Origin of the sequence: Streptomyces sp. NPDC056479 (assembly GCF_042795335.1) — a bacterium.
Classification (GTDB): domain Bacteria; phylum Actinomycetota; class Actinomycetes; order Streptomycetales; family Streptomycetaceae; genus Streptomyces.
Window position 1 is genome coordinate 417,227 of the sequence record NZ_JBHTRZ010000006.1, and the last position, 26,318, is coordinate 443,544.

Sequence of the window (26,318 nt, forward strand, 5' to 3'; positions counted from 1 at the left end):
AGCTGCTCCGGGTCCCGTACTCAACAGGTTCGCCTCCTCGTGAACGCGGCTTACAGGTGTGCGAGCTTCTCCAGCACGGGGGCGGCGGCGCGCAGTTTCGCCCACTCGTCCTCGTCGAGACCCTCGACCAGGGTGGCCAGGAAGGCGTTGCGCTTGCGGCGGCTCTCCTCGAGCATCGCCTCGGCCTGCTCCGTCTTCGTGACGACCTTCTGGCGCCGGTCCTCGGGGTGCGGCTCCAGGCGGACCAGTCGCTTGGACTCGAGCAGCGCGACGATGCGGGTCATCGACGGCGGCTGGACGTGCTCCTTGCGGGCGAGCTCACCGGGGGTGGCCTTACCGCAGAGGGAGAGGGTGCCCAGGACCGACATCTCGGTGGGGCTCAGCGACTCGTCGACCCGCTGGTGCTTGAGCCGGCGCGACAGTCGCATCACGGCGGAGCGCAGGGAGTTCACGGCGGCAGCGTCGTCGCCATGGGTAAGGTCCGACATCTCTTTAGAGTAACTCATTACCCTGACTAAAGACCACTGGGTACGATGTCACTCATCTGGGTGATCTCGTGGCGGAACGTGACGCGCCGGACCGATGGATGCCGCGACCCTCGTGCCCATGGGGACCAGCGTGCTCAGCCTGCGGATAGACCACGAGCTGCTCGAACGACTCCGAGAGCATGCGGCGAAAAGAGGAATGAGCGTCCAGGACTATGTCGTCCGGACGCTCATCCGTGATGACTTCGACGAGCGGTTCCAGTCGGCCGTCGATGAGACCGAGAAGTTCTACGGGCTTACGTGAGACGGCTTACGTGAGACGGCTTACGTGAGCCCCAGCGCCGGCATCAGGTAGTAGAAGGTGAAGACCGCCGACACGACGTACATCGCCACCGGCACCTCCCGGCCCCGCCCGGCGGCCAGGCGCAGCACCGCGAAGGTGATGAAGCCCATGCCGATGCCGTTGGTGATCGAGTAGGTGAACGGCATCATCACCATCGTCACGAAGGCCGGGATCGAGACCGTGTAGTCGGCCCAGTCGATCTCCTTGACGGAGTTCGCGAGGATCAGGAAGCCGACCGCGAGCAGCGCCGGGGTGGCCGCCTGCGACGGGACCATCGTGGCGACCGGCGTCAGGAACAGCGCCACGCCGAACAGCGCGCCGGTGACGACGTTCGCGAAGCCGGTCCGGGCGCCCTCGCCGACACCGGCCGTGGACTCCACGAAGGCGGTGGTGGCCGAGGAGGAGCTGGCGCCGCCCGCCGCGACCGCGAGGCCGTCGACGAACAGGACCTTGTTGATGCCCGGCATCTGCCCCTGGGCGTCCGTCAGCTTCGCCTCGTCGCTGACGCCCATGATCGTGCCCATGGCGTCGAAGAAGCAGGACAGCAGGACGGTGAAGACGAAGAGGACGCCGGTCAGCGCGCCGACCTTGTCGAAGCCGCCGAACAGGCTGACCTCGCCGATCAGACCGAAGTCCGGGCTGGCGACGGGGTTGCCGGGCCACTTCGGGGTCGTCAGACCCCAGGACGGTACGTTCACGACCGCCTCGATGACGACGGCGAGCACGGTCATCGTGACGATCGAGATGAGGATCGCGCCGGGGACCTTGCGGACGATCAGCGCGAGGGTGAGCAGCGCGCCGAGGACGAAGACCAGCACCGGCCAGCCGTTGAGGTGACCGTCGCCGCCGAGCTGGAGCGGGACCGTGGTCTGGGCGACGTCGGGGATGCGGGAGACGAAGCCGGAGTCGACGAGGCCGATCAGCATGATGAACAGGCCGATACCGATGGAGATGGCCTTGCGCAGGCTGTAGGGCACGGCGTTCATGACGCGCTCGCGCAGCCCGGTGGCGACGAGCAGCATGACCACGAAGCCGGCCAGGACCACCATGCCCATCGCGTCCGGCCAGGACATCCGGGGCGCGAGCTGGAGCGCGACGACCGAGTTCACACCGAGACCGGCGGCGAGCGCGATCGGCACATTGCCGATGACGCCCATCAGCAGCGTGGTGAGCGCCGCCGTCAGCGCGGTCGCGGTGACCAGCTGACCGTTGTCCAGCTGATGGCCGTACATGTCCTTCGCGCTGCCGAGGATGATCGGATTCAGCACGATGATGTACGCCATCGCGAAGAAGGTGGCGAGACCGCCGCGGATCTCGCGGGGCAGCGTGCTGCCGCGCTCGGAGATCTTGAAGAAGCGGTCGAGTGCGCCGTAAGAGGGCCCGGCTCCCGGCTGTTCAGGGGTGGGGGCCTTGGCAGGAGCCGAGGTGGGCATGCTTTTGGTGTTTCCTACGAAGAGAAGTGGTCAGACACAAACCGTTTCAGTATGAACATATAAAGCCTCGAACGGCCATCTCCGCGCGTAGATCTGATCACCTCGTAAGCTGTCCCCCATGGCCGGATTTTTCACGGGACCGATCAAGCACGAGGCACCGGAGCCCCTGGAGGGGCCCGTGGTCCCCACCATCGTCGGCGGCACGATCATCTGGTTCGTCCTGTTCGTCGTCCAGCTCCCCTTCTACGGCTGGTTCGAGGACCACGGGCACACCTGGTGGGTGTGGACCTGCCTGGCCGGCGCGGGTCTCGGCCTCATCGGCATCTGGTACGTCCGCAAGCGCGACGCGGCCATCAAGCGGGCGGCCGCCGTCGAGACGGCCCGGGAAACCACCGGCGAACCCCAGTCGTCCTGAGGCGGCGCGCCCTACAACCAGGGCACGACACCCCGTCCTCCCCAAGTCGGAACTTCCGCTCACTCAGCGGGTGAAGCCGTAAATCCGCACGTACCGTCGAATGCATGACGCATGCCGACGCGAGCGCCGAAGTGCACACCCCTGCGCACCCCGTCTCGGTGCAGGTGGCGAAGGGCGGGCTCACCGCCGCCGAAGTGGCCGAACGCGTCGCGCGCGGGCAGGTCAACGACATTCCGGTGCGCAGCAGCCGGTCGCTGGCCGAGATCGTCCGCGCCAACGTCTTCACCCGGTTCAACGCGATCATCGGCGTGCTGTGGCTGATCATGCTGTTCGTCGCGCCGATCCAGGACAGCCTGTTCGGCTTTGTGATCCTCGCCAACACCGGCATCGGAATCGTCCAGGAGTGGCGGGCGAAGAAGACCCTCGACTCGCTCGCGGTGATCGGTGAGGCACGGCCCCTGGTGCGGCGGGACGGGGTCGCAGCCGGGGTCAGCACCTCGGAGATCGTGCTGGACGACCTGATAGAGATCGGGCCGGGCGACAAGGCCGTCGTGGACGGGGTGTGCGTCGAGGCCGACGGGCTGGAGATCGACGAGTCGCTGCTCACCGGCGAGGCCGACCCGGTCGTCAAACAGCCGGGCGACCAGGTGCTGTCCGGCAGCTTCGTCGTCGCGGGCGGCGGCGCCTTCCAGGCCACCAAGGTCGGCCGCGAGGCCTACGCCGCCCAGCTCGCCGAGGAGGCCTCCCGCTTCACCCTCGTCCAGTCCGAGCTGCGCTCCGGCATCTCCACCATCCTCAAGTACGTGACCTGGATGATGGTCCCGGCCGCGATCGGCCTGATCGTCACCCAGCTCTTCGTGAAGAACCGGGACGTCGACGACTCGATCGCCCGGACCGTCGGCGGCATCGTGCCCATGGTCCCGGAGGGGCTGGTCCTGCTCACCTCCGTCGCCTTCGCGATCGGCGTGATCCGGCTCGGCCGCCAGCAGTGCCTCGTCCAGGAACTGCCCGCCATCGAGGGCCTCGCCCGTGTCGACACCGTCTGCCTGGACAAGACCGGCACCCTCACCGAGGGCGGCATGGACGTCACCGAACTGCGGGCCCTGGACGGCACCGACGAGGAGTACGTACGCAAGGTGCTCGGCGCCCTCGGCGAGTCCGACCCCCGCCCGAACGCCTCCCTGCAGGCCATCATCGACGTCTACCCCGACGCCGAGGACTGGCGCTGCACCGAGTCCCTGCCCTTCTCCTCCGCCCGCAAGTACAGCGGCGCCACCTTCAGCGAGGGCGACGGCGAAGCCAGTACCTGGCTGCTGGGCGCCCCCGATGTGCTGCTGCCCGCCGACGACCCGGCCCTGGCCGAAACCGATCGCCTCAACGAGCAGGGGCTGCGGGTGCTGCTGCTCGCCCGCGCCGGCCGCGACCTCGACGATCCCGAGGTGGCCGAGGGCGCCAAGCCCGCCGCCCTCGTCGTACTGGAACAGCGGCTGCGGCCCGACGCCGCCGACACCCTTCGCTACTTCGCGCAGCAGAACGTCCGGGCCAAGGTGATCTCCGGGGACAACGCGGTGTCCGTGGGCGCGGTGGCGGACAAGCTGGGCCTGACCGGCACGACCGTCGACGCCCGCACGCTCCCGCACGAGCAGGACGCGATGGCGACCGCCCTCGACAACGGCACGGTGTTCGGGCGGGTGACCCCGCAGCAGAAGCGGGACATGGTGGGGGCGCTCCAGTCCCACGGGCACACCGTCGCCATGACCGGCGACGGTGTGAACGACGTCCTCGCGCTGAAGGACGCCGACATCGGCGTGGCGATGGGCTCGGGGTCGGAGGCGACCCGGGCCGTCGCGCAGATCGTGCTGCTGAACAACAGCTTCGCGACGCTGCCGTCGGTGGTGGCCGAGGGGCGCCGGGTCATCGGCAACATCACGCGCGTGGCGACCCTCTTCCTCGTCAAGACGGTCTACTCGGTGCTGCTGGCGCTGATGGTGGTGTTCTGGCAGGTGGAGTACCCGTTCCTGCCGCGCCATCTGACCCTGCTGTCCACCCTCACCATCGGCGTCCCGGCGTTCTTCCTGGCCCTCGCACCCAACAAGGAACGCGCGAAACCCCACTTCGTACGGCGGGTCATGCGGTACTCGATCCCGGGCGGCGTGGTGGCGGGGGTCGCGACCTTCGGGACGTATCTGATCGCCCGGCACTACTACACGGGCGAGGGGGCGCTGGACGCCGAGACCAGCGTCGCCACGCTGACGCTCTTCCTGATCTCGATGTGGGTCCTGGCCATCATCGCCCGGCCGTACACCTGGTGGCGGGTCGTGCTGGTGGCCACGATGGGCCTCGGGTTCCTGGTGGTGCTGGTGGTGCCGTGGCTGCAGGAGTTCTTCGCGCTGCGGCTGGTCGGGATGACGATGCCGTGGATCGCGGTGGGGATCTCGGCGGGGGCGGCGGTCGCCCTGGAGGTCGCTTGGAAGTGGGTCGACCGCCGGCCCGCTGCGCTGGGCTTCGGCCGGTGAAGCGCCGTTGACTGCTGCGGGTCCGCTGTGGCCGGTCGCGCAGTTCCCCGCGCCCCTGAAGGGGCGATGTTCTACCGGACGTCTACGAAGTCGCCCTTCGCGTTGACCGCCGGAGTCGTCGTCGTGCCCGCGAAGGTGAAGCGGAAGTAGCCGTCCTGGGTGGCCGTGACGGTGGTCTTCAGGTTGCCCGTCGCGTTCGTCCTGACGGTCTTCACCGTGGTGTAGGTGTTGCTGTCCTTCTTGCGGAACTGCAGGTTCACCGGCTGCTCGACATAGCCGTTGTACGTGCCGCGGTCCCAGTTGGCGCGGGACAGCTTGCCGGTGACCGTGATCGGCTTGCCCTTCTTCACCGGCTCCGGCGAAGCGTCGACCGTCAGCTTCGAGGCGCGCTGCATCAGCGTGGTGCCGATACCGGACTGGCGCTTGTAGCCGACCTTGGTGATGTCGAAGGTCTCGCCGTTCGGGTCCTGGCCGTTGAATGCGGTGGCCTCCGCCGCGGCCCGCCAGGTGCCGGCGTCCGTGTTCCGGAGCTCGTGGGCACCCGGGTAGAAGTCGATCGTGCCCTTGCAGTTGGCGGCGGTCGCGGAGGTCGCGGTGCACTTGGCCGGCTTGTCGCCGTAGAGCATGTTGTCCGGCGTGGTGGCGGAGCCCCGGTAGAGGACGGGGTCGGTGAGGAAGTCGGCGGCGGTGATGTCGACGTCCGCGCCGTGGGTCAGCGTGTACGTCACCGTCGTGGCGACGTGGCCGGTCGTACCGACCTTGACCGTCTTGGCGATCTTGAGGTTGGAGAAACTGACGTTCAGGGCGTACGGCTTGCCCGCGGCACGGCTCGACGCGGCCTGCGCGGCCTTGCGGACCTTCGCGACGTCGGCCTGGTAGGAGGCGGCGGAGTCGCCGGCCTGCGCGGCCGGGACGGCGAGGGCGGAGAGGGCCAGGGCGCCGGAGACGGCGGCCACGGTGGCTCTGATGCGCATGCTTTCCCCTGGTACGGAAAGGGGCCCCGCTGGTCACGTCGGGGCCCGGTGATCGGGGGGCCTGTTGACCCATGTGATCAGATACGCGCCCGGAGGTGGCGGTTGTCTCGCCGGCGGGGAATTTTCGTGACCTGCGTCACGAACCCCCGGACAGTGCCCGGGAGTTCGTGACACACGGCCCGATGTACGTCCTACTGCACGTCGACGAAGTCACCCGTGGCGTTGATCGCCGGGGTGGTCGTGGTGCCCGCGAAGCTGTAGCGGAAGTAGCCGTCGGTGGAAGCGGTGACGGTCGTCTTCAGCTCGCCCGTCGAGTTCGACTTGATGGTCTTCACCGTGGTGTAGGTGCTGCTGTCCTTCTTGCGGAACTGCAGCTTCACCGACTGGTTGGTGTAGCCGTGGTACTTGAAGTCCTCCCAGTTCGCCCGGGAGAGCTTGCCGGTGGCGGTGATGGTCCTGCCCTTCTTCACCGGCTCCGGCGAGGCGTTGACCGTCAGCTTCGAGTAGCGCTGGACCCGGTGGGTCGTCTGGAAGTCGTTCCAGTAGATGCTGCCGTCGCCCGCGAGCGCACCGGCGGTCACGTGCCAGGTGCCGGCCAGGGCGTTCATGTACAGGTCGCTGCCCGGCGTCGCCGTGAGGGTGAGCTTGCAGGTCGAGGTGGTGGCGCTGGAGGCGGTGCAGGTGGCGGCCTCCTCGTTCGGCATCAGCAGGCCGTCGATGTTCTCGAGGTCGGTGCCGTGCCAGAGGTCGACGTAGGCGTCCTGGATGCCCGTGGCGTGGCTGGCGGTCACCGACACCGTGAAGGTCTTGGCGTACGTGGTGCCGACGGCCACGGCCTTGCCGGAGTTGACCGTCACCTTGGACACGACGGGCTCGGCCTCGGCGGCGGCGGCCGTGCTGAACGCCGACCGGTTCAGGGAGCCGTCGAAACGCTCGGCGGCGCTCGGCTTGTTCACGCTCGCGTCGCTGTCATTGCCGGCCTGCGCGGCCGGGACGGCGAGGGCGGACAGGGCCAGGGCGCCGGAGACGGCGGCCACGGTGGCTCTCATGCGCATGCGTTCCCCAGGAGGAGAAGGGGGCCCGGTCGTGGTCGCACCGTACGGGTCGTCGCCGGCCGGGCCCAAGTGATCGTCGAGCCAGTTGGCTCGGGTGATCAGATCAGCGACGGCAACGAATGGTTGTACGAAGGGTGAAGGAAATATGTACGGGCCCTGCGAAGAGGGCCCGTCCCCCTCCGCCTCAGTCGAACCACCGGTCGCGCGCCAGCTCCCCCGTCCGCGACGGATCCTCCATCAGCGCCGCCACCTCGAACCGCCGCGGCCACTGCCGCGCCGCCCAGGCGAGCCCGGCGGCGACGCCCTCCAGGGTGGAGGCGTGCAGGGCACCGTCGTTCGTGAGCCGCCAGTCGATCTCCACGCCGTCCACGACGAGCTCCTCGTGCTCGACATACGACTCGGGCGTCCGCGCCCCGAGCAGCACCCGCACCGACTCCGGTACGTCGTGCTCGGTGCCCTCGGAGTCCACGTCCCCGGTGACGGACTCGCTCAGCCGCCGCACCTGGAACAGCTCGGCCAGCTCGGCGGCCCGCGCCGGCCGTACCGGCAGCAGCGGGACGCCCTCGGTGAAGGGCAGCAGGTCGGGCGAGTCGACGACCACCGCGTCGGCGGCGTCCACGACCTCGACCCGGCCGTCGACCACGGCCCGCAGCTCGTCCGGCAGGGTCACCTGCTCGGGGTCCAGGTCGGCGAGGGCGCCGTACAGGGCGTGCAACTGGGCGGAGGTGACGGGGCGGTCCGGGTCGGCGAGGCGGTCGAGCAGCTCTGCGGCGCCGCCCGGCTCGTCGAGCAGCGCGGCGACGGAGGTGCGCACCCCGAGCGCCCGCAGCACCTGCTCGTCGTCGAACCCGGTCGCGTCGGCCTCGTCGTACAGGCCGCGCAGCAGCGGGTCGCCGCCGGAGGCGAGGAGCCCCGCCGGGCGGCGGCCGTCCAGAACCGGGTTGCCCCGCAGCCACCAGGCCGTGTAGGGCCGTACGACCTCGTGGGTGCCGTCGGGCAGCAGGATCCGCACCTGCTGGGTCAGCGCGTCCCGCAGCGGCGGCCGGGCGAGCAGGGCGAGGGCCTGGGGCCATTTGTCGTCGTCCACCAGGTCCAGATCGCGTACGGCGATCAGCTCGGTGGCGACCGGCGGTACGGGCGTGTCCGGGAAGCGGTCCAGGATGTCCTCGCACCAGACGTCCACGGCGTCCAGCAGACCCGCGTCGTCAGGTTCGGCGAAGTCGCCCTCACGAGGTTCCAGTTCGTCCGGGTCGAGCACGACGTCCGTGGCGCGGACCAGGGCGAAGTTGGCGAGCACGCCACAGGCGGCCAGCGGCTGCTCCCCCCACTTGTGCGTCAAATCGGCGTCGAGATAAGCGAGTTCGTCCTCCCGCATCACCTGGGCGAAGGCGCTGCCGGGGAGGACCAGCTCACCGGCGGGGGCGAGCTCGCCGTCCTCGTCGGGGAGCGCGAGCGCGCCCAGCCACGGCTCGTCACCGGGTTCCAGGCCCGCGTCCCGCACCAGCGCGAGCACGGTGTCGGCCAGTTCCTCGGCGTCCGGAGCGTCCTCCTCCCAGTTCACCCCGCCGTCCTCGTCGAGGGAGGCGGCGACGGCGGCGCGTACCTGGGGCGTGGTGAGGACCGCGCGGGGCGTCGCGGGAAGGGCGCCGAGCTTCTCCAGGAGCGGGTGCGCGGCCTCCGGGTGGGCGACCTTGAGACCGAGGCGGGCCAGGATCTCCGGCTCGATACCGTCGGCGTCGGGGGTGGGGAGCAGGATCTGCCGGGGGCCGATGGTGGTGCGGCCGTTGGCCAGCGGCACGGGCAGGCCGGACAGACGGTCCGGGTCGACGCCGGCGAGGCTGTCGTAGAGCCGCCGCCACCAGCCGGGCTCCTTCTCCAGACCGGCGAGGCGGTCGATCGCGTCGGTGAGCGGGACCCGGGCGACGCCCAGGGTCCGCAGCTCCACCCGCCGTTCGAGTCCGGCGGGCAGCAGCGTGGGCAGCACCTCGGCCAGCACGCGCACGGTGTCGGCGCCGGCGCCCTCGACGACCTCGGCGTCCCGGGGCCGGAGCGACTCGGGCAGCTCGGAGTCGGCCTCGTGCGGCGCGACCGCGGGCGGGAGGGCGGGCGGGAGGAACTCGGTCCTGGGCAGGCGCTCCAGGATCGCCTGGCGCAGGGCCCCGTCCAGTTCGCCCTTGCCGAGCGGGCCGGGCACGAGGCCGATGATGCCCTCGCCCACCGGACGCCAATCGGCGAGCAGCTCGGCGTACGCGTCGGCCGCGCGCTGCACCAGGAAGTCGGTCAGCGGGCCGGGCGCGGCGTGCCGGCGGGTGGTGTCGAGGGGGAAGGAGGCGATGAGGAGGGCGGGGACACCGAGGGCTTCGTCGCTGGGCGTGGGCGCGTGGACGACCGGGGCGGTGCGGGGGCGGTCGGGCGTGCTGTCGGCGGCGTCGACGGGCACCGCCCAGGTGAGCGACCAGTGCGGGCGCAGCCGCTCCTCGACCGGGCGGTCGGCGAGGAGCTCGGGCGTGAGCGGGCCGTGGGCGGCGGACGTACGCCAGTGGGTGACGCCGGACCGGGAATCCTCCACGACCGTGAAGGGGCCGTCGACCCGGCGGCGCAGCGTGCGCGGCTCGGCGTCGCCGACCTCGATCACGACCTCCTCCATACCGGGAAGGGCGAGGAGCAACGCGTCGTCGACGGCGTTCAGCAGCCGCTCGGCGAGGTCGGCTGCCGCGGTGTCGCGCAGCGGAAGGATGACTACGGTGTCGTACGGATCCGGGGCGGTGCCCTCGGCGGCGAACGGCAGCCGCAGCAGCGGTACATGCCCGTCCCGTCGCCGGATCTCGTCGCCCAGCCCCGGGCTGTGCCGCGCGGTCTCCTGGGCCAGCTCGCGGGCCTCGGCGAGGGCCCACCGCACACCGCCATGCCGCCCGACGACGGCGGGCTCGTCGGTGACGGCGAGGACGGCCGCGAAGCCGACGCCGAATCGCCCCACGGAGGCCGTGTCCCGCTTGGCGGAGGCCCGCAGCGTGGACAGCGACTCGACACCGGCCGCGTCCAGCGGCGCGCCGGTGTTGGCGGCGACGAGAACACCCTCGCGGAGGGTGAGCCGGAGGCGTCCGGCCACGCCGGCCCGGGCGGCGGCGTCGGCGGCGTTCTGAGCGAGCTCGACGACGAGCCGGTCCCGGTACCCGCCGAGGACGAGGTCCTCCTCGGCGTTGGCGTCCTCCCGGAACCGAGCGGGGCTGGTCGCCCAGGCATCCAGCACTCCGCGACGCAGACGGGCCGTACCGAACGGGTCGGCGCCCTCGGCCGCGGGCCGCACGAACTTGCTCACGTTGACTCTCCTCATCGGCGTGATGATGAAGGTACCGCCGATGGGAGGTGCGTGCGATCAGCCCTGGCGCCCGCCGCGGGGGACGGGGAGCCCGGGCCGGATCGGGCGGCTCGCGCGGTGTTCACCAGCTGATGCCGGCCGCCACCGGCAGGTGGTCGCTGCCGGTGGCCGGCAGTACCCACGAGCTCCTCGGCTCCACTCCCCTGACCAGGATCTGGTCGATCCGGGCCACCGGGAACCTCGCCGGCCAGCTGAAGCCGAAGCCGTCCCCGGCCGCCTCCTGGGCCGAGCGCAGCTGCGCGGCGAGGCCGGCGAACGCGCGGTCGTCCATGGTGCCGTTCAGATCGCCGAGCAGCACCACCCGCTCGCTTTGCTCGGCTGCGACGGCCTCGGCGAGCGCCTGCGCGTTTCTGTCCCGGCTGTCCGTCCAGAAGCCGTTCCTGGGAAACACGCGTACGGATCCCAGGTGGGCCACATACACCGCGAGCGGACCCCGGTCCGTGGCCACCGTGGTGCGCAGCGCCCGGGCGTAGGCCATCTTGACCTCGGCCGGCTTGGCCTCCCCCAGCGGCCCGGCGTCCGTCTCGATGTCGACCGGCTGTGTGTCCGACAGCGGCAGCCTGCTCCACAGCCCGACCGTGCCCAGCACCGCGTGGTACGGATACGTCTTCTCCAGCTCCTTCTCGTACGTGCCCCTGGCCTGCGGGGTCAGCTCCACCAGTGCCAGCACGTCCGTGCCGGAGGCGGCGAGGTCGCGGGCGGTGCCGGCCGGGTCGGGGTTGTCGGCGTTGACGTTGTGGGTGGCCACGGTGAGGTCGCCGTCCGAGTGGGACTTGTCGATGAGCAGCCCGCCGAAGAGGCCCAGCCACACCACGACCGGCAGCAGCAGCGCGGCGACCGCGGAGGCGGAGCGGCGCCAGAGGGCCCCGGCCAGCAGCACCGGGACGAACAGGCCCAACCACGGCAGGAAGGTCTCCACCAGGCCGCCGAGGTTCCCGTAGCGGCTCGGGAGCATCGAGTGCAGCAGCATGACCAGACCGAGCAGCAGCGCCAGCGCCGCGAGCACCGGGCCGCGCTTCCAGGGTTCCGGCCGGAAGCCGGTGCGGATCGCCCGGCGGACAAGCGTGATCGATCGCTTCGGGGTGCCGTTCGCAGGGCCGGGGTTCGCAGAAGGCGGCTCCGTCGTCCGCAGCAGTGGTTTCATTCCGCCAGTCAAGGCAGCGAGGCGTTGTCGGCACGTATGCGGATTTCGATATGCCGACGATATGTGTCGGCTCGTAGCCTCGATGACATGCGTGTGCTGATCGTCGAGGACGAGCCCTATCTGGCAGAGGCCATTCGTGACGGCCTGCGCCTGGAAGCGATCGCGGCCGACATCGCAGGTGACGGCGACACCGCCCTGGAACTGCTGAGCGTCAACACCTACGACATCGCCGTCCTCGACCGCGACATCCCCGGACCGTCCGGCGACGAGATCGCCAAACGCATCGTCGCCTCCGGCAGCGGCATGCCGATCCTCATGCTCACCGCGGCCGACCGTCTCGACGACAAGGTCTCCGGGTTCGAACTCGGCGCCGACGACTACCTCACCAAACCCTTCGAACTCCAGGAACTCGCGCTCAGGCTCAGAGCACTCGACCGCAGACGTGCCCACAACAGGCCTCCCGTACGAGAGATCGCAGACTTGCGTCTGGACCCGTTCCGCCGCGAGGTATACCGGGACGGCCGTTATGTCGCGCTGACCAGGAAGCAGTTCGCCGTGCTCGAAGTCCTCGTCGCCGCCGAAGGCGGTGTCATCAGCGCCGAGGAACTCCTGGAACGCGCGTGGGACGAGAACGCCGACCCGTTCACCAACGCCGTACGCATCACCGTCTCGGCCCTGCGCAAGCGCCTCGGGGAACCCTGGATCATCGCCACCGTGCCGGGCGTCGGCTACCGCATCGACACCCAGCCGGAGGCCGCGGACTCGGGAGCAGACCGTGGATAGGGCACCTGGCCTGAGCGTTCGCCTCAAACTCACCCTCAGCTACGCCGGGTTCCTCATGCTTGCCGGTGGCCTGCTGCTCGCGGCGGTGTGGCTTTTCCTGCTGCGTTACGTCCCCGAGCGCGCGATGCTCATCAATCCCGATGACAAGCCGACGAACGGTGTCTTTCCCGTCCGGTCCGTACTCCTGGACGTTTTCGCTCCGAGGGCAGCCGCCGTATTGGCGTTCCTGCTGGTGTTCGGCCTGGCGGGAGGGTGGATCCTCGCCGGCCGGATGCTCGCCCCGCTGACCCGTCTCACGGACGCCACCCGCTTGGCCGCGAACGGATCGCTCTCCCACCGGATCCGGCTGCCGGGCCGCAAGGACGAGTTCCGCGAACTCGCCGACACTTTCGACACGATGCTCGCCCGGCTCGAAGCACACGTCGCCGAACAGCGGAGATTCGCGGCCAACGCCTCTCACGAGCTGCGCACGCCGCTGGCGATCTCGAAGGCGCTTCTCGACGTGGCCCGCACCGATCCGAACCACGACACCGGCGAACTCATCGACCGCCTCCAGGCCGTCAACACCCGAGCGATCGCCCTGACCGAGGCACTGCTCCTGGTCAGCCGCGCCGAGCAGCGTTCCTTCACCCGGGAGCGTGTCGACCTGTCCCTCATGGCGGAGGAAGCCACCGAAACGCTCCTCCCCCTCGCGGAAAAGCACGGCGTCACGATCGAGACCAGCGGCGACATCGCCACGACGACCGGCTCGCAAGCGCTCCTGCTCCAGCTGACCATGAACCTCGTGCACAACGCGATCGTCCACAACCTGCCGGAACAGGGCACCGTGTGGGTCAATACCGCCGTCCGCCCCAAGACCGTGGTGCTCACCGTCGAGAACACGGGCGAGGAGCTCACCCCACAACTGCTCTCGACCCTCACCGAGCCGTTCCAGCGCGGCACGGAACGCACCCACACCGACCACGCGGGCGTGGGCCTCGGCCTGGCCATCGTCAAGACCATTACGCACGCACACGACGGAACACTCACCCTCACCCCGCGCCCTGCCGGCGGGCTCCGCATCACCGTGGAACTCCCCGTGACAGACGAAGCAACCGTCTCACAACTCCCTTGCAGCACCGCCGGTTGACTGCCTAGCATCGCGTTCACCATCGCGAATCGAATGTTGTTCCGGTGCATGGGGGCCTGGCGTGACGTTGGTGATGGCGGCTGCGGCCGTCTGGGGTGTACTGCAACTGTTCGCGCTCTCCTGGCCGACCCGTTCGGTGCGCCTGTCGACCGTGCTGCTGGCGATGGCCGTGGGTGTGTACGGGTGTGGCGTGGCGACGGCTTTGGTGCAGCTCGCCTACACCCGGATCTACGCGGAGCAGTCGGGCCAGTCGCTGGTGACGGTGGTGAACACCACCAGCTACACGGTGGCTCCTTGGGTGGAGGAATTACTCAAGGTCTCCCCGTTGCTGCTGGCCGGGCTGAGTCTGCGGGTTCGCCGGCAATGGGGCCTGACCGACTTCGTCGTGGTGGGTGCGGCTCTGGGAGCGGGGTTCGGGCTGCTGGAGGCGGTTCTCCGGTTCGGCCTGGACGCGGACCGGGCGATCCCCCGCGGCGAGGGCTGGATCGTCCCCGACAGCCTGTCCCCGCCCTATGTGCCGGGCCTGGGGCAGGTGATGACGTCCTGGCTGCCGGCGCCGTTCAGCCAACTGGACGTGGGCGGCACTCCGGTCACGGAAACGTTCACGCACCTGGTGTTCACGGCCATGGCCGGCTTCGGCGTGGGGCTGCTGTGGCGCACACGCGGCTGGGTGCGCCTGTTGTCCGTCCTCCCGATCGCGGCCGCCGTCGTGCATCACACGGTGAACAACTACGCGGTACGGGAGCACGGCGCCGGGACCAGGGAGTGGCTGGAGTCCCTGGACGGGATGGCGTGGGCCGCGCCCCTCGTGTGCCTGGCCATCGCCATGGCCGTGGACACACGCCAACTCCACCGCGGCAAGGGCGCCGTGCCCGGCGTACTGCTCGCGTCCGAACGCGCCGAAGGCGACAGCCTGGGCGCACTGCTGCGCTACGCGGCCTGGCGTCTCCCATGGAGTCTGCTGATCGCCCTGCGCTACGTCAGGCTGCGGCGCTCCTTGCTGTACGCCGCCGCGTCGGCGCCGCCCGAGGCCACCGGTGAGCTGCGTCGGGTGGTCGCGGGGATCACGGCCCGGATGGACGCGTCCGACAACGCGATTGCCTGGCGGGCGCTGAACATCCGCGCGTGGCTGAAGGCGACGCGAGCGGCCGGACGCTCCCGCGGTCGATGGCTGCTGCTGATCCCCTTCGTCCTGATGCTCCCCTCACTGCTGTTCCTGGGCGTCGGCTCGTTCACCTCCACCGCCGGCCTCCAGGAGTTCTTCAGCACCGGCGCGGGACCGAAGATCCTCGTGGGCTTCGGCATAGCGGCCCTGGCCTGGATCGCCTACCAGCTCACCGTCCTGCTGCGCACCTGGCGAGCGGCGTCCACTCAGCCTCTGGGGGAGGTCCTGGCGGCCCACCGCTTCCGCCTCGGAACCGCGCTGGGATCGGCGACGACCGGCATATTCCTCCTCTGGCACGCCTTGGGCGACGCGGGCCCCGCCGGCCGAACCATCCACACGCTCCACCTCCTCGACGCCCTGAACACCTTCCTGGTCTACCTCGGCTTCGCCCTCCTCCTTCTCTCCCTACTGGCTCTCTTCCCTCCCGGGGGGCTCGCGCTGGCGGGGGGCGGAGCGGCAGGTGCACTGACGGCCGACGCCGCGCTCAGCGCCGGCATCCTGGGCACGGCCGGGCTCGTGCTCATGGGGTTGGGTGCCTCGAATGGATCCGGCGGGGACTACAACGCTTGGCCCAGGAACAAACGCAAGGGACGCCAAAAGCCCGAGCACCGTGCGGATGTCCGTGGCGACGAGGGCAAGAGCCTTGGCGGCAAGAGCAAGGCTCATACGATCGACAGGCATGTCGACAAGACCATTGCGGGCATGCGTAGGCGTCTGCGCGAGAACCCTAAGCTCGAAGCGGACTCACGCTACGTTGACGTCGATTCGGCACAACGCTTCACCGACGGCACTCTTACCACCAAGAAGAACCAGCAGAAAATAGCTGCCTGGCTGGACAAGGGGGCGCAAGGAACGCTGCGACTGCAGCACAAATTCGGGGAAAACACAGGGCTTCACCTCACTCGCTACGACTTCACCCATGGACAGGCGACGAGATGGGTGAACCGTGTTCGCGTCATCCTCAAGGCTGACCCGACGGCGCCTTCCGGATACCGCGTCCTCACCTCGTTCCCCCAGCCCTAACACGCACGCTTGGAGCGACTCATGAGTCAGGCACCTCCACTGGAACCACGATTCTATGAACTCGGCGAACTGCTAGAAGCCTACGCGGACGCTGGCTTCATGTTCACGGACACTGCCGAGACTCCGGGCCCTGGCCTGGCCTCGTACCTCCGAATCGCCGCGCGGGATCCCGCCCGCGCCGTGACGGCGGTCCGGCAGATCGACGAACTGCTCTCCATCGGCCTCTTCTCCGAGGAGATCGCCGACGATGTGGAGGACCTGCCACACATCCGCCCCCCGCTGGGCACCAGCGTGGAGGACTGCCTGCGCATCGCCAGGGAGCACCTCAACAGATTCCTGGAAGACCCGTCACGCGTCCCACAGATGAACCCACAGAACCATTGGGAATGGAACGAGCGATTCCCCCAGCTGAGTCAGTTCCTCGGCGCCTACTTGCATCAGAATTACTCAGAGTTCTATGCCTCTCCCGAGGACGCGATCGATGAATACGTCGTCGAGCACGATCCGCAAGTCCGCACACAGGCAGCGCAGGAGATCACCGAACTCCTGACGATGGTGTCCTCGGATCAGGAACTCCACACGGCAACCACGGCATTGGGGCTCGACCTTCTGCCGCCGGACGGGGTGTCACTCCAGCAATGGCTGGAGCTGATGCGCCAAAAGATCACTGCGGCGGGCTGAATGACCCATGATCTGGACCTACTGCGAGCAGTGGAACAACCTCACAGAGACACCCATGAACCCCACGACGCCCGAACAGGCTCAGGCCCGGCACACCTCCGGCGAGTTGTACACCGCAGTCGCCTCCCCCGGCGAGCAGTCCGCACCGACCCTGCGGGTGGAAATGCGACTGGAGACGGGCTACGCCTCGGCTATCTTCATCGACGAATTCGGTCGCGACACCCTGGACTACACTTTCACGCTCATCACCGGATCCTTCTTCCTGGAAACAGCAGCCGCGTACGGTTACGGCACTTCTCAGGCGCGAGGCTGGTACGCAGACGCGGACCGCACAGAGACGTACGAGTTCACCATTGATGGCGTTGTCCAGCGCGCGGTCGAGGAGGAGGGCGGCGAATCGAAGGAAATCCGCCACGGAGTCGACGTCTCCTCCAACTGGGAGCCGATTCCAGCTTTCGGCGCGTATGCCTCACTGATCAGACGCGAACGCTGAGGTCATGTCATATGAGTCAGGGACTTCCATCAGAGCCGCGATTCTATGAACTCGGCGGACTACTGGCGGCCTACGCAAGCGCCGACTTCATGTTCCAGGACACTGCCGATATTGCAGGACCTGGCCTGGCCTCGTACCTCAGAATCGCCGCTCGTGACCCGGCCCGTGCCGTTACAGCCGTCCGGCAAATCGATGAGCTGCTTTCCTTCGGACTCTTCTCCGAGGAGATCGCAGATGATGTGGAGAATATTCCGCACATCGTCCCTCCGATGGGCACCAGCGTGGAGGACTGCCTGCGCATCGCGAGGGACCATCTCAACAGATTCCTGGAAGACCCGTCACGAGTTCCTCAGATGAATCCGCAGAACACTTGGGAATGGATCGAGCGATTTCCCGAGTTGAGCCAGTTGCTCGGCGCGTACTTTCATCGAGATTTCTCATACATCTACGATTCTCGCGATGAGGCTCTCGATGAATATGTCAGCCAATCCAAGCCGGAAGAGCGTGCACAGGCAGCGCAGGAGATCACCGAAATCCTGACGATGGTGCCCTCGGACGAGGAACTCGACACGGCAACCACGGCGTTGGGGCTCGACCTTCTGCCGCCGAAGGGGATGTCACTCCGCCAATGGCTGGAGCTGATCCGCCAGAGGATCAGGCCTCGGACGCGTAAGTGACGAAGGCAGCCCAGGCGCGCGGCGCGAGGGCGAGTCGGGGGCCGGCGTCGAGGTGCTTAGAGTCGCGGACTTGGATGGCGCGGGGCGCTATCGCGATCTCGACGCAGGAGTCGCCCTCGCTGCCACTGCTGTAGCTGCTCTTGAACCACACCAGCTCGGAGGCGTTCCCGGCCGAGGCGTTGCGGATCATGTTTCCCCCAGCAGTTGCTCGATGAAGGCAGTCGACTCACGCGGCGTGAGAGCCTGCGCCCGGATGATGCCATACCGCAGTTCCAGGATACGGAGCTGCCTGGGCTCGGACACCGGTCGGCCATTGGCAACTACTGGCGAACGCCCCACGGCCGAGCCGTCGGCGAACTTCAGCACCTCGATTCCGCCATCCACTCCCGCGTGCTCCTCCCGATCCATCGGCATCACCTGGAGCTCGACGTTCCGCAACTGTCCCAGCTCCAGCAGATGTTCGAGCTGGCAGCGCAACACCGCCCTACCTCCGAGCGGACGTCGCAGCGTCCACTCCTCCAGGACAAAGCTGAGCTCAGGTGCCGGATCCCGCTCGAATACGGTCTTGCGGGCCACGCGCGCCGCGGTGTACCGCTCCACCTCATCCGCGGCGTACGCAGGGCGCCGCATCAGAAGAAGCCCTCGCGCATACTCCGCCGTCTGCAACAGGCCGTGGATGTTGAGCGGATCGTAGAGCTGCAACTCGACCGCCTTGGCCTCCATGTCCCGCAGCGCCCGAACCTTCTTCGGATACCGAACCTTCTGCACGTCCTCCCACGTCGCCGCAATAAGCCCCCCGGCCCCCAACACCTCGTCCGCCCGGTCCAGATACTCCTGCCGAGGAATCCGCTTCCCACCCTCGATCTTGTAAACCAGATCCTCGCCGTACCCGACCGCGCTCCCGAACTCCGCGGCCCGCATCCCCACCGCCTCCCGCCGCAGCTTCAGCTGTCGCCCCACGGTGGCGATCACCGCCACACCCCACTCGTCGTCCGGGTCCACCTCCCACCCCGGCTCGTCCGCCTCCGTCTTGAGCCGTCCCGTGTCCGCCTCGACCGACATCCCGTACCCCTCCGTCGTACCGCCGCAGTGCAGCAGCGCCCTACCCATACGCAACGCCCCGACAGCCCGGACACGGCCGGACAAGCTCCGGACAGTCACCGTACGCACCCGCTGAGTCACTGTTCACGCTAGGCACGCGCGGCCACGCTGAGTGACGTGAATCAAGATTCCGCCGAACTCGTCACCCGTATCCGCAACTTCAGCGTGCAGCTGTCCCCCACACCGCGCGGCGCCCGCCTCGCCCGCCTCCTCGCCACGGAGCAACTCCGCAGCTGGGGCCTGCCGCTGGAGCCTGCGGCGCACCTCGTGGCGGAGCTGGCGGCCAACGCGGTCACGCACGGGCGGGTTCCAGGGCGGGACTTCCGGCTGCTCGTCCGCGTCGCAGGCGACACGGTCCGGATCGAGGTCACCGACACCCGCGCCGACCGACTCCCGCACGTCGAACGTGTCGCCCCCGAAGCGGAGTCGGGCCGCGGCCTCGCCATCATCGACGCCCTGGCCGACCGGTGGGGCGTCACCCCGGGGCCGCCACCCCGCAAGACGGTGTGGGCGGAAGTGGACCTCTCACCGAAGCCCAGAACCCCGTGCTCCGGTGGCGCGGACGATCAACCACAAAGGAATCCGAGGGGGAAAGCACCTCACCCAAACCCACCCCTCCCTCCAGCGGCGCGCGCTCACTCGGGAGGGTGAATATCACCAACTCAGCTGGATTTCGGGCCGGTTGTCGGACTTACGCTCAGCGCAACACGACCGCAGACATACAGCAGCCATACAACGGCCCTCGCCGGGACGGCAATCCCAGTGCGAGGGCCTGACCACCAAGGAAGCAGCACTCTTCCCGATGGATACGCAAAACCCTAGCGCGCCCCCGCGCGCCCAGTCCCGCCTTGCCGCCAAGAACACCCGAACCGGGGGCGGCGGCCTGGTCCACGACAACACCCGCCACACCACCCGCTTCACGGTGATCGGCAATCACCTGGCCCAGCACACGGAGCTGTCACTCCTCGCGATCGGCCTGGGCGTCCACATCCAGTCGCTGCCCAAGGGCGCCCACGTCTGCATCAAGACCCTCGCCGCCCGCTTCCCCGAGGGCACGACCCGTATCGCCGCCGCCCTGCGCGAACTGGAGACCCACGGCTACCTGCGCCGCGAGCGCGAACGCGTCCCGGGCGGGCACATCGTCACCCGCACGATCTCGTGCAACCAGCCCGGCAGCCGCCGCCCCGCCCAGGACCCCCCGGCGGCCCCGCCCAGGAAGAAGCGAGCTCCGGGACCCCGCAAGCCCCTCCCCGCCGTACCGCAACCGGCCTACCCGGCCCCCACCCTCCTCCAGACGGCCACCGACCTCCTCTCGGACCTCCGCCGCCACGACCCCCGCCTACTGCTCTCCGTCTGCGAAACGGCCCATCTGGCCCCCGGCGTCGCGGCCTGGCTGGAACGCGACGTCACCCCACCGCCGTACGCCACGCCCTGACCACCGACCTGCCACCCGAGCCCTTGTGCCGCCCGGCAGCCCTCCTGGCCCACCGCCTTGCCACCCGGCTGCCCCCGCCACCCCCGTTCGCCCCACCGCCGGCCACCCGCCATCCGCTCCAGACCTGCGACGGCTGCGAGCGCGCCTTCCGCTCCCCGACCCCCGGTCGCTGCCGCGACTGCCGAACCAACCTCCTGGAGGCCGCCTAGCATGAATGCGACGATCCTTGCCCCTGGGCACAGAGCACGAGGAGCGAGCGCCATGACCATCGCCCCGGACAACGCACGACAGGGTGCTTCCCACCTGTACCGAGCGATGCGCGACTTCGTGGAGTCCACGGACGGCACCCTTCCCGGCAAGTTCGAGATCACCAAGGAAGGGATCGTCCTCGACATGGTGTCGCCGGTCCGGCCGCATGAACTCACCGCGCTCCATCTCCGGAAGCGCCTGGAGAAGGTCATGCCTGAGGAGATCGTGGCCCACACCGGCGAACCCGACGTCGAGATGGAACCAGAGGGCATCATGCGCCGCCCCGACGTGATGGTGATCGCGCTGGCGGACATGGAGGGAGACGGCGCCTTCGACCCGCTGACGCTCATCGCCGCCATCGAGATCGTCTCCCGCTCCAACCCCGACAACGACTGGGTCACCAAGATGCGGGACTACCCCCTGATCGGCATCCCCGTATACGCGATCTTCGACCCCCGCACCGGCACAGGCGCCGTACTCACCGACATCCACGCCACTCCCGAAGGCCCCCGCTACGCCACCCGCAAGGACTTCGTGTACGGAGAGGACGTCACCATCGCGGAGTGGACGATCTCCACCGAGAACCTGCCTCGCTACAAGACCGTGGGCACGGGCGACGCCGACGAACCGTCGGCGTCCTGACCCCTACGAGTGACCCAGCTCCGCCGAGTCCCCGTCCGCCCCCACCGAAACCGACCCCGAGTCCGGTGCCGGGCGCAGCGGGAACGGGTCCACCCGGGTCTCGTCGATCACCGGAGGCGCCGGGCGGGGCGGCTTGGGCATCACCGCGGCCTCGGAGTGGCCGCCGCAGCCGTAGGTCAGGGACACGACCCGGCCGTCCGCCGGGGAGAACTCGTTGGCGCAGACACCGAAGGCCTGGCCCAGGGAGCCGCCGATCGGGGCGAGGAAGCCGCAGGAGACGCAGGAGGCGGGGGCCGCCTGGGCCATGGGGGTCTTCGCGCCGAAGGACTCCTCCCAGCGGTCCGCGGCGACGTGCAGGCCGTAGCGGGACAGGACCCGGGCACGGCGCATGCCCAGTTCCTCCGCGACCGAGGCGATCGAGCCCCGGGAGGGGGCCACCGGCAGGTTCGCCGGGGCGCCCGCCGTGACCTCGGCGTCCTCGGCCTCCACCAGCTCGGCCATCTCGTGCGACACGGCCGAGCTCGACACGGGCTCGTCCTCGCCCGAGAAGCCGGGCTCCAGGCGCAGATCCTCGGCATCGGTCGGCAGCAGGTCGCCGGGGCCCATGTCGCCGGGGCGCAGCCGCTCGCTCCACGGCACCCACTCGGGCGCGAGCAGCGCGTCCGAGCCGGGGAGCAGGACCACCTCGTCGAGCGTGACGACCTTCGCGCGGGACGCGCGGGCCACCGTCACCGCCCAGCGCCAGCCCCGGTAGCCGAGCTCCTTGCACTCGAAGAAGTGCGTGACAACACGGTCGCCCTCGGAAGCCAGACCCGCGTGCTCGCCGACCACGCCGGGCGCGGCGGCCTCCTCGGCGGCACTGCGGGCGAGGTCGACCGCCTCGGCGCACAGACGGTCGGGGGTGCGGCTTCGCGTTGTCGCTGCGCTCACAGGTATCGCTTCTCTCCTACGCCGTCTCTCGGGTGCGGCTGCCTGAAGGCGGCGGAGCGAACGGAGCGGACCTGTGGGCCGCGTCGACGTCCGCGTCCGAATCGCGCTCGGGCGCACCTACGTCATCCATTGTGCGGGATGGCTGAGATACGCACGCTACCTGTTCGAGAGCGCTGGGCCTACACCGACGGCCCTTTCACCGTGCGCGGCGGCCGGTGGAACCCGTGCCACCGACCTGAGAGTTGCCTTCGGCCAACCTGAGACCTTGCCCATGAAGTGCCCCCCATACGCGCCGTAACCGCACTAGCCACCCCCATCTCGGGGCACTATTGCGTCGTGGCAACCGCGAGGACGCCCCAAGGAGCCACCGGCATCGGTGGGGCCAAGGGCGGTCGCAATCGAGGTGGCGGAACGGGCCGGATGGGCGGCCCCCTCCGCGCGGTCGGCCGTGCCCTGCACTTCCCGCTCACCGGCCCCGCCCGCGGCATCCGCAAGGCCACCCACGCCCAGGGGGCCGGTGAGTCCGGCCTCGGCAAGCTGATCGAGCTCCACGGTGTGAACGGCGCCGGGGACATGATGATCACCGTCGCCCTCGCCTCCACCGTCTTCTTCTCCGTCCCCACCGACGAGGCCCGTGGGCGCGTCGCGCTCTACCTCGGCATCACCATGGCGCCCTTCACGCTCCTCGCCCCGGTGATCGGCCCCCTCCTGGACCGCCTCCCGCACGGCCGCCGCGCGGCGATGGCCGGCGCGATGCTGGCGCGGGCGCTGCTCGCCCTGGTCCTGTCCAGCGCGGTCATCAGCGGCGATCTCCAGCTGTATCCGGCCGCGCTCGGGGTGCTGGTCGCCTCCAAGGCGTACGGCGTGGTCAGAAGCGCCGTCGTGCCCCGTCTGCTGCCACCCCGCTTCTCCCTGGTGAAGGCGAACTCACGGGTCACCCTCGGGGGACTCCTCGCCACCGGCATCGCGGCGCCCATCGGCGCCGGGCTCCAGGCGGTCGGACCTCGCTGGCCGCTCTACGGCGCCTTCGTGATCTTCATCGCGGGTACGTTCCTGTCCTTCACCCTGCCGCCGAAGGTCGACTCGGCCAAGGGCGAGGACCGCGCGCTGCTGGCGGCCGACGAGCAGCACCTGCACGGGCCGCACCGCAAACCCGTCAAGCGCCCCGGGCTGCGCACGGTCGGTATCGCCGTCACCCACGCCCTGGGCGCCAACGCCGCCCTGCGCTGCCTGTCCGGCTTCCTGATCTTCTTCCTCGCGTTCCTGTTGCGCGAGCACCCCATGGCCGGCCAGAGCGCCGCCGTGTCGCTCGGCATAGTCGCCGTCGCGGCCGGCACGGGCAACGCGATCGGTACGGCGGTCGGGGCATGGCTGAGGTCCCGGGCGCCGGAGATCATCATCGTGACCGTCGTGGGCTTCGTGCTGGCCGTGGCGATCACGGCCGCGATCTTCTACGGCGCCGTCCTGGTGGCCTTTCTGGCCGCCGCCGCCGGGTTCGCGCAGGCGCTGGCCAAGCTGTCGCTGGACGCGCTGATCCAGCGGGACGTGCCGGAGCTGGTCCGTACGTCGGCGTTCGCGCGCTCCGAGACGCTGCTGCAGATGGCCTGGGTGCTCGGCGGCGCGGTGGGCATCGTGCTGCCGCTGAAGGGCTCCTTCGGGCTGCTGGTCGGCGCGGCGATCGTCGCCGTCGGCTGGCTGACCACCGTCAAGGGCCTGATCGGCTCGGCCCGGCACGGCGGGCACGCCCGCCCACGGGTGGAGTGAGACGCCTCGGGCCCTCTCGTGACATACGGCACGCCGCCCCCGCGTAGAGAGAGCGTCACACCCGCCCGATAGCCTTCGGCCATGACCACGCTGCAATCCGCCCAGCGACGCCGCCGCGCCGTCGCCGCCGCCGGTGCCGTTTCCGCCGGACTGCTCGTCCTGTCGGCCTGCGACAAGCCGACGCCGCTGGCCACGATCACCGTCGGCACCTCGTCCGTGCACTCGCAGGCCACCTGCGGTGGTGAGGGCGACGCCCTGAAGACCACGGATCTCGCGAAGTGCCTGAAGGACAAGGGCATCGAGTCCATCAAGGTGGACCCGGACGACACCGTGCGCTTCGGTGTCGACCCGGAGATCGCCGACGAGGGCTGGACCATCCTCATGAACGGCCAGCCGCTCACCGACTCCAGCACGAAGACGTACCGCACCGTCCCGGGCAGCGTGTTCTTCAACGCCCAGTACGGCGCCAGCGGCGACTCCACGCTGGTGTCGATCAAGGAGGGCGAGCAGGACATCACCGGCCTGTGGTCCTTCAAGCTCAAGAAGGACAGCTGACCACGTCCGCTGTACGGGTCCTGGTGGCCACCGCGGTCCCCGCAGAGCGGGACGCGGTGGTCCGGGCGCTCGACGGGCTGCCCGGCGTCGATGTGATCGCCGCCGGCGTCGGCCCCGCGCTCGCCGCCGCGGCCACCGCCACCGCCCTCACCACGGCGGCCCACACGGGAACCCCCTACGGCCTGGTGGTCTCCGCCGGCATCGCGGGCGGCTTCGCACCCCACGCCCCCGTCGGCTCCCTCGTCGTCGCCGACGAGATCACGGCGGCCGACCTCGGTGCGGAGACCCCCGACGGCTTTCTGCCGGTGACCGAGCTGGGCTTCGGCACCGTCACCCACCGTCCGCCGGAAACACTCGTACGAGAGGTCGCGGCCGCCACCGGCGCGCGCCCCGGCGCCGTGCTCACCGTCTCCACCGTGACCGGCACCGCCGTCCGCGCCGCCCGGCTGCGCGAACGCCACCCCACCGCCCTCGCCGAGGCCATGGAGGGCTTCGGCGTCGCAGAAGCCGCCGCCGCGCACGGCAAGCCCGTACTGGAGCTGCGCGCGATCTCCAATCCCGTCGGCCCCCGCGACCGCGCCGCCTGGCGCATCGGCGACGCGCTGGCCGCGCTGACGGACGGCTTCGGGAAGCTCGCGCCCGTACTTCGGAGTTGGAACCCATATGACAGTTGAGCCGTTGCAGATCGCGTACTCGCCCTGTCCGAACGACACCTTCGTCTTCGACGCCCTCGCCCACGGCCGCGTCCCCGGCGCCCCCGCACTCGACGTCACCTTCGCCGACATCGACATCACCAACGGCATGGCCGAGCGCGGCGAGTTCGATGTGCTGAAGGTGTCGTACGCCGTGCTGCCGTACGTCCTCGACGAGTACGCACTGCTGCCGTGCGGGGGTGCGCTGGGCCGGGGTTGCGGTCCGCTGGTGCTGACCCGCGAGGCCGACGTCGACCTGACGGGCCGTACGGTCGCGGTGCCGAGCGAGAAGTCGACGGCGTATCTGCTGTTCCGTCTCTGGGCGGCCGACACGATCCCCTCCGGGGTCGGCGAGATCGTGGTGATGCCGTTCCACGAGATCATGCCGGCCGTGCGGGACGGGAAGGTCGACGCGGGGCTCGTGATCCACGAGGCCCGCTTCACGTACCAGAACTACGGGCTGCACAAGCTCGCCGACATGGGCGAGCACTGGGAGAACACCACCGGGCTGCCCATCCCGCTGGGCGCGATCATCGCCAGGCGGTCACTGGGCGCGGACACACTGACGCTGCTGGCCGACTCGATCCGTACGTCCGTCCGCGCCGCCTGGGACGACCCCGAGGCCTCCCGCCCGTACGTCATGGAACACGCCCAGGAGATGGACCCGTCCGTCGCCGACCAGCACATCGGCCTGTACGTCAACGAGTTCACGGCCGGCCTCGGCGAGGACGGCTATGCGGCGGTACGGGGACTGCTCACACGTGCGGCGGCCGAGGGGCTGTTGCCGCCCCTCGGCCCGGATGCGTTGAATTTCCCGTAAGCCGGGAAGCGCCTGGACGTGGCTATACGTCGAGTTGGTCGGCGACGGCGCGGAGGAGGCCGGCGATCTTCTTGCCGGAGGCCTTGTCGGGGTAGCGGCCCTTTTCGAGCATCGGCGTGATGTTTTCGAGGAGGGTCGTCAGATCCTGCACGATGGAGGCCAGTTCGTCCGGCTTCTTGCGCTGGGCGGCCGCCACGGACGGGGTCGGGTCGAGAATGACGACCGAAAGCGCCTGGTCACCGCGCTGACCGGCGACGACACCGAACTCCACTCGCTGTCCCGGCTTGAGTACGTCGACTCCGGCGGGGAGGACCGAGGAATGAACGAAGACGTCACCGCCGTCGTCGCGGGAGAGAAAGCCGAAGCCCTTCTCACTGTTGAACCACTTGACCTTGCCGGTAGGCACGTCTGTCCTCGTCCTCGTACTCGTCGGAA

25 protein-coding genes and 1 pseudogene are annotated in these 26,318 nt (G+C 69.5%); 16 read left to right on the plus strand and 10 right to left on the minus strand.

Features of this window, described 5'->3' with window-relative positions; translation table 11 throughout:
• Positions 1-50 precede the first annotated feature (50 nt).
• Positions 51-488 carry a MarR family winged helix-turn-helix transcriptional regulator gene (locus tag ACFQ6S_RS25305; protein ID WP_383413965.1) on the minus strand — a complete coding sequence of 146 codons (438 nt, stop codon included), beginning with the start codon at positions 486-488 and terminating at the stop codon, positions 51-53.
• Positions 489-606: 118 nt separating this feature from the next.
• Between ACFQ6S_RS25305 and ACFQ6S_RS25310 the strand changes: the two genes are divergently transcribed.
• A complete protein-coding gene (locus ACFQ6S_RS25310; RefSeq protein WP_126393051.1) occupies positions 607-789 on the plus strand; it encodes a ribbon-helix-helix protein, CopG family in 183 nt (60 codons plus the stop codon).
• Between the two features lie 20 nt (positions 790-809).
• On the opposite strand, the gene ACFQ6S_RS25315 is transcribed toward ACFQ6S_RS25310, so the two are convergent.
• On the minus strand, positions 810-2,261 hold the full coding sequence (locus tag ACFQ6S_RS25315) for an NCS2 family permease (RefSeq protein ID WP_383413969.1): 1,452 nt from the start codon (positions 2,259-2,261) through the stop codon (positions 810-812).
• A 118-nt stretch (positions 2,262-2,379) separates the two neighbouring features.
• Here ACFQ6S_RS25315 and ACFQ6S_RS25320 point away from each other — a divergent pair, with 118 nt between their 5' ends.
• Together ACFQ6S_RS25320 and ACFQ6S_RS25325 are read left to right on the plus strand one after the other, a co-directional pair.
• The gene (locus ACFQ6S_RS25320) at positions 2,380-2,676 is read left to right on the plus strand and encodes a DUF2530 domain-containing protein (RefSeq protein ID WP_383413972.1); all 297 of its coding nucleotides are present in this window, start codon (positions 2,380-2,382) and stop codon (positions 2,674-2,676) included.
• A gap of 104 nt (positions 2,677-2,780) precedes the next feature.
• Positions 2,781-5,192, plus strand: coding sequence for a cation-translocating P-type ATPase (locus tag ACFQ6S_RS25325; protein ID WP_383413974.1), 2,412 nt, complete (start codon positions 2,781-2,783; stop codon positions 5,190-5,192).
• Between the two features lie 71 nt (positions 5,193-5,263).
• Here ACFQ6S_RS25325 and ACFQ6S_RS25330 read toward each other — a convergent pair whose 3' ends face one another.
• The 4 genes from ACFQ6S_RS25330 to ACFQ6S_RS25345 form a co-directional block, all read right to left on the minus strand.
• Positions 5,264-6,166, minus strand: coding sequence for a hypothetical protein (locus ACFQ6S_RS25330; protein ID WP_383413977.1), 903 nt, complete (start codon positions 6,164-6,166; stop codon positions 5,264-5,266).
• Positions 6,167-6,357: 191 nt separating this feature from the next.
• Entirely contained in the window at positions 6,358-7,221 is an 864-nt protein-coding gene (locus tag ACFQ6S_RS25335; protein WP_383413980.1) for a DUF5707 domain-containing protein, read from the minus strand.
• 184 nt (positions 7,222-7,405) lie between these two features.
• Entirely contained in the window at positions 7,406-10,540 is a 3,135-nt protein-coding gene (locus ACFQ6S_RS25340) for a sacsin N-terminal ATP-binding-like domain-containing protein (RefSeq protein ID WP_383413983.1), read from the minus strand.
• A gap of 121 nt (positions 10,541-10,661) precedes the next feature.
• Positions 10,662-11,744 (minus strand): endonuclease/exonuclease/phosphatase family protein, encoded by a 1,083-nt coding sequence (locus ACFQ6S_RS25345; RefSeq protein ID WP_383413986.1) that lies wholly within the window; start codon positions 11,742-11,744, stop codon positions 10,662-10,664.
• A gap of 87 nt (positions 11,745-11,831) precedes the next feature.
• Here ACFQ6S_RS25345 and ACFQ6S_RS25350 point away from each other — a divergent pair, with 87 nt between their 5' ends.
• The 6 genes from ACFQ6S_RS25350 (at position 11,832) to ACFQ6S_RS25375 (ending at position 17,695) form a co-directional block, all read left to right on the plus strand.
• A complete protein-coding gene (locus tag ACFQ6S_RS25350) occupies positions 11,832-12,527 on the plus strand; it encodes a response regulator transcription factor (protein WP_383413989.1) in 696 nt (231 codons plus the stop codon).
• The gene (locus ACFQ6S_RS25355) at positions 12,520-13,656 is read left to right on the plus strand and encodes a sensor histidine kinase (protein WP_383413992.1); all 1,137 of its coding nucleotides are present in this window, start codon (positions 12,520-12,522) and stop codon (positions 13,654-13,656) included. Before ACFQ6S_RS25350 ends, ACFQ6S_RS25355 begins: the two co-directional genes overlap by 8 nt.
• 61 nt (positions 13,657-13,717) lie before the next feature.
• On the plus strand, positions 13,718-15,844 hold the full coding sequence (locus tag ACFQ6S_RS25360; protein ID WP_383413995.1) for an RNase A-like domain-containing protein: 2,127 nt from the start codon (positions 13,718-13,720) through the stop codon (positions 15,842-15,844).
• Between the two features lie 21 nt (positions 15,845-15,865).
• Positions 15,866-16,525, plus strand: a complete 660-nt coding sequence (locus tag ACFQ6S_RS25365; protein ID WP_383413998.1) for a contact-dependent growth inhibition system immunity protein — start codon at positions 15,866-15,868, stop codon at positions 16,523-16,525.
• A gap of 7 nt (positions 16,526-16,532) precedes the next feature.
• Entirely contained in the window at positions 16,533-17,018 is a 486-nt protein-coding gene (locus tag ACFQ6S_RS25370; RefSeq protein ID WP_383414000.1) for a hypothetical protein, read from the plus strand.
• Between the two features lie 11 nt (positions 17,019-17,029).
• On the plus strand, positions 17,030-17,695 hold the full coding sequence (locus tag ACFQ6S_RS25375; RefSeq protein WP_383414003.1) for a contact-dependent growth inhibition system immunity protein: 666 nt from the start codon (positions 17,030-17,032) through the stop codon (positions 17,693-17,695).
• Here ACFQ6S_RS25375 and ACFQ6S_RS25380 read toward each other — a convergent pair.
• Positions 17,673-17,885 carry a DUF397 domain-containing protein gene (locus tag ACFQ6S_RS25380; RefSeq protein WP_383414006.1) on the minus strand — a complete coding sequence of 71 codons (213 nt, stop codon included), beginning with the start codon at positions 17,883-17,885 and terminating at the stop codon, positions 17,673-17,675. The genes ACFQ6S_RS25375 and ACFQ6S_RS25380 overlap by 23 nt on opposite strands.
• The gene (locus ACFQ6S_RS25385) at positions 17,882-18,757 is read right to left on the minus strand and encodes a helix-turn-helix domain-containing protein (RefSeq protein ID WP_383414009.1); all 876 of its coding nucleotides are present in this window, start codon (positions 18,755-18,757) and stop codon (positions 17,882-17,884) included. The genes ACFQ6S_RS25380 and ACFQ6S_RS25385 overlap by 4 nt, the downstream gene beginning before the upstream one ends.
• A gap of 156 nt (positions 18,758-18,913) precedes the next feature.
• Here ACFQ6S_RS25385 and ACFQ6S_RS25390 point away from each other — a divergent pair, with 156 nt between their 5' ends.
• From ACFQ6S_RS25390 to ACFQ6S_RS25400, 3 genes and pseudogenes are all read left to right on the plus strand, one after another.
• Positions 18,914-19,447: an ATP-binding protein gene (locus ACFQ6S_RS25390; RefSeq protein ID WP_383414012.1), complete on the plus strand. Its 534-nt coding sequence runs from the start codon at positions 18,914-18,916 to the stop codon at positions 19,445-19,447.
• Positions 19,448-19,598: 151 nt separating this feature from the next.
• A pseudogene (locus tag ACFQ6S_RS25395) lies at positions 19,599-20,440 on the plus strand (helix-turn-helix domain-containing protein).
• A gap of 52 nt (positions 20,441-20,492) precedes the next feature.
• Complete coding sequence (locus tag ACFQ6S_RS25400) at positions 20,493-21,122, plus strand: Uma2 family endonuclease (protein WP_383414015.1); 630 nt, start codon at positions 20,493-20,495, stop codon at positions 21,120-21,122.
• Between the two features lie 3 nt (positions 21,123-21,125).
• On the opposite strand, the gene ACFQ6S_RS25405 is transcribed toward ACFQ6S_RS25400, so the two are convergent.
• Positions 21,126-22,052, minus strand: coding sequence for a DUF3027 domain-containing protein (locus ACFQ6S_RS25405; protein ID WP_383414018.1), 927 nt, complete (start codon positions 22,050-22,052; stop codon positions 21,126-21,128).
• A 336-nt stretch (positions 22,053-22,388) separates the two neighbouring features.
• Here ACFQ6S_RS25405 and ACFQ6S_RS25410 point away from each other — a divergent pair, with 336 nt between their 5' ends.
• The 4 genes from ACFQ6S_RS25410 (at position 22,389) to ACFQ6S_RS25425 (ending at position 25,883) form a co-directional block, all read left to right on the plus strand.
• Positions 22,389-23,816 carry an MFS transporter gene (locus tag ACFQ6S_RS25410; protein ID WP_383414021.1) on the plus strand — a complete coding sequence of 476 codons (1,428 nt, stop codon included), beginning with the start codon at positions 22,389-22,391 and terminating at the stop codon, positions 23,814-23,816.
• Between the two features lie 81 nt (positions 23,817-23,897).
• Positions 23,898-24,371: a DUF2771 domain-containing protein gene (locus tag ACFQ6S_RS25415; RefSeq protein ID WP_383414024.1), complete on the plus strand. Its 474-nt coding sequence runs from the start codon at positions 23,898-23,900 to the stop codon at positions 24,369-24,371.
• Positions 24,341-25,045, plus strand: coding sequence for a futalosine hydrolase (locus tag ACFQ6S_RS25420; protein WP_383414026.1), 705 nt, complete (start codon positions 24,341-24,343; stop codon positions 25,043-25,045). Before ACFQ6S_RS25415 ends, ACFQ6S_RS25420 begins: the two co-directional genes overlap by 31 nt.
• Positions 25,035-25,883, plus strand: coding sequence for a 1,4-dihydroxy-6-naphthoate synthase (locus ACFQ6S_RS25425; protein ID WP_383414028.1), 849 nt, complete (start codon positions 25,035-25,037; stop codon positions 25,881-25,883). Before ACFQ6S_RS25420 ends, ACFQ6S_RS25425 begins: the two co-directional genes overlap by 11 nt.
• Positions 25,884-25,905: 22 nt before the next feature.
• Here the strand turns inward: ACFQ6S_RS25425 and ACFQ6S_RS25430 are convergent, their stop codons facing one another.
• The gene (locus tag ACFQ6S_RS25430) at positions 25,906-26,289 is read right to left on the minus strand and encodes a cold-shock protein (protein ID WP_383414030.1); all 384 of its coding nucleotides are present in this window, start codon (positions 26,287-26,289) and stop codon (positions 25,906-25,908) included.
• Positions 26,290-26,318 lie beyond the last annotated feature (29 nt).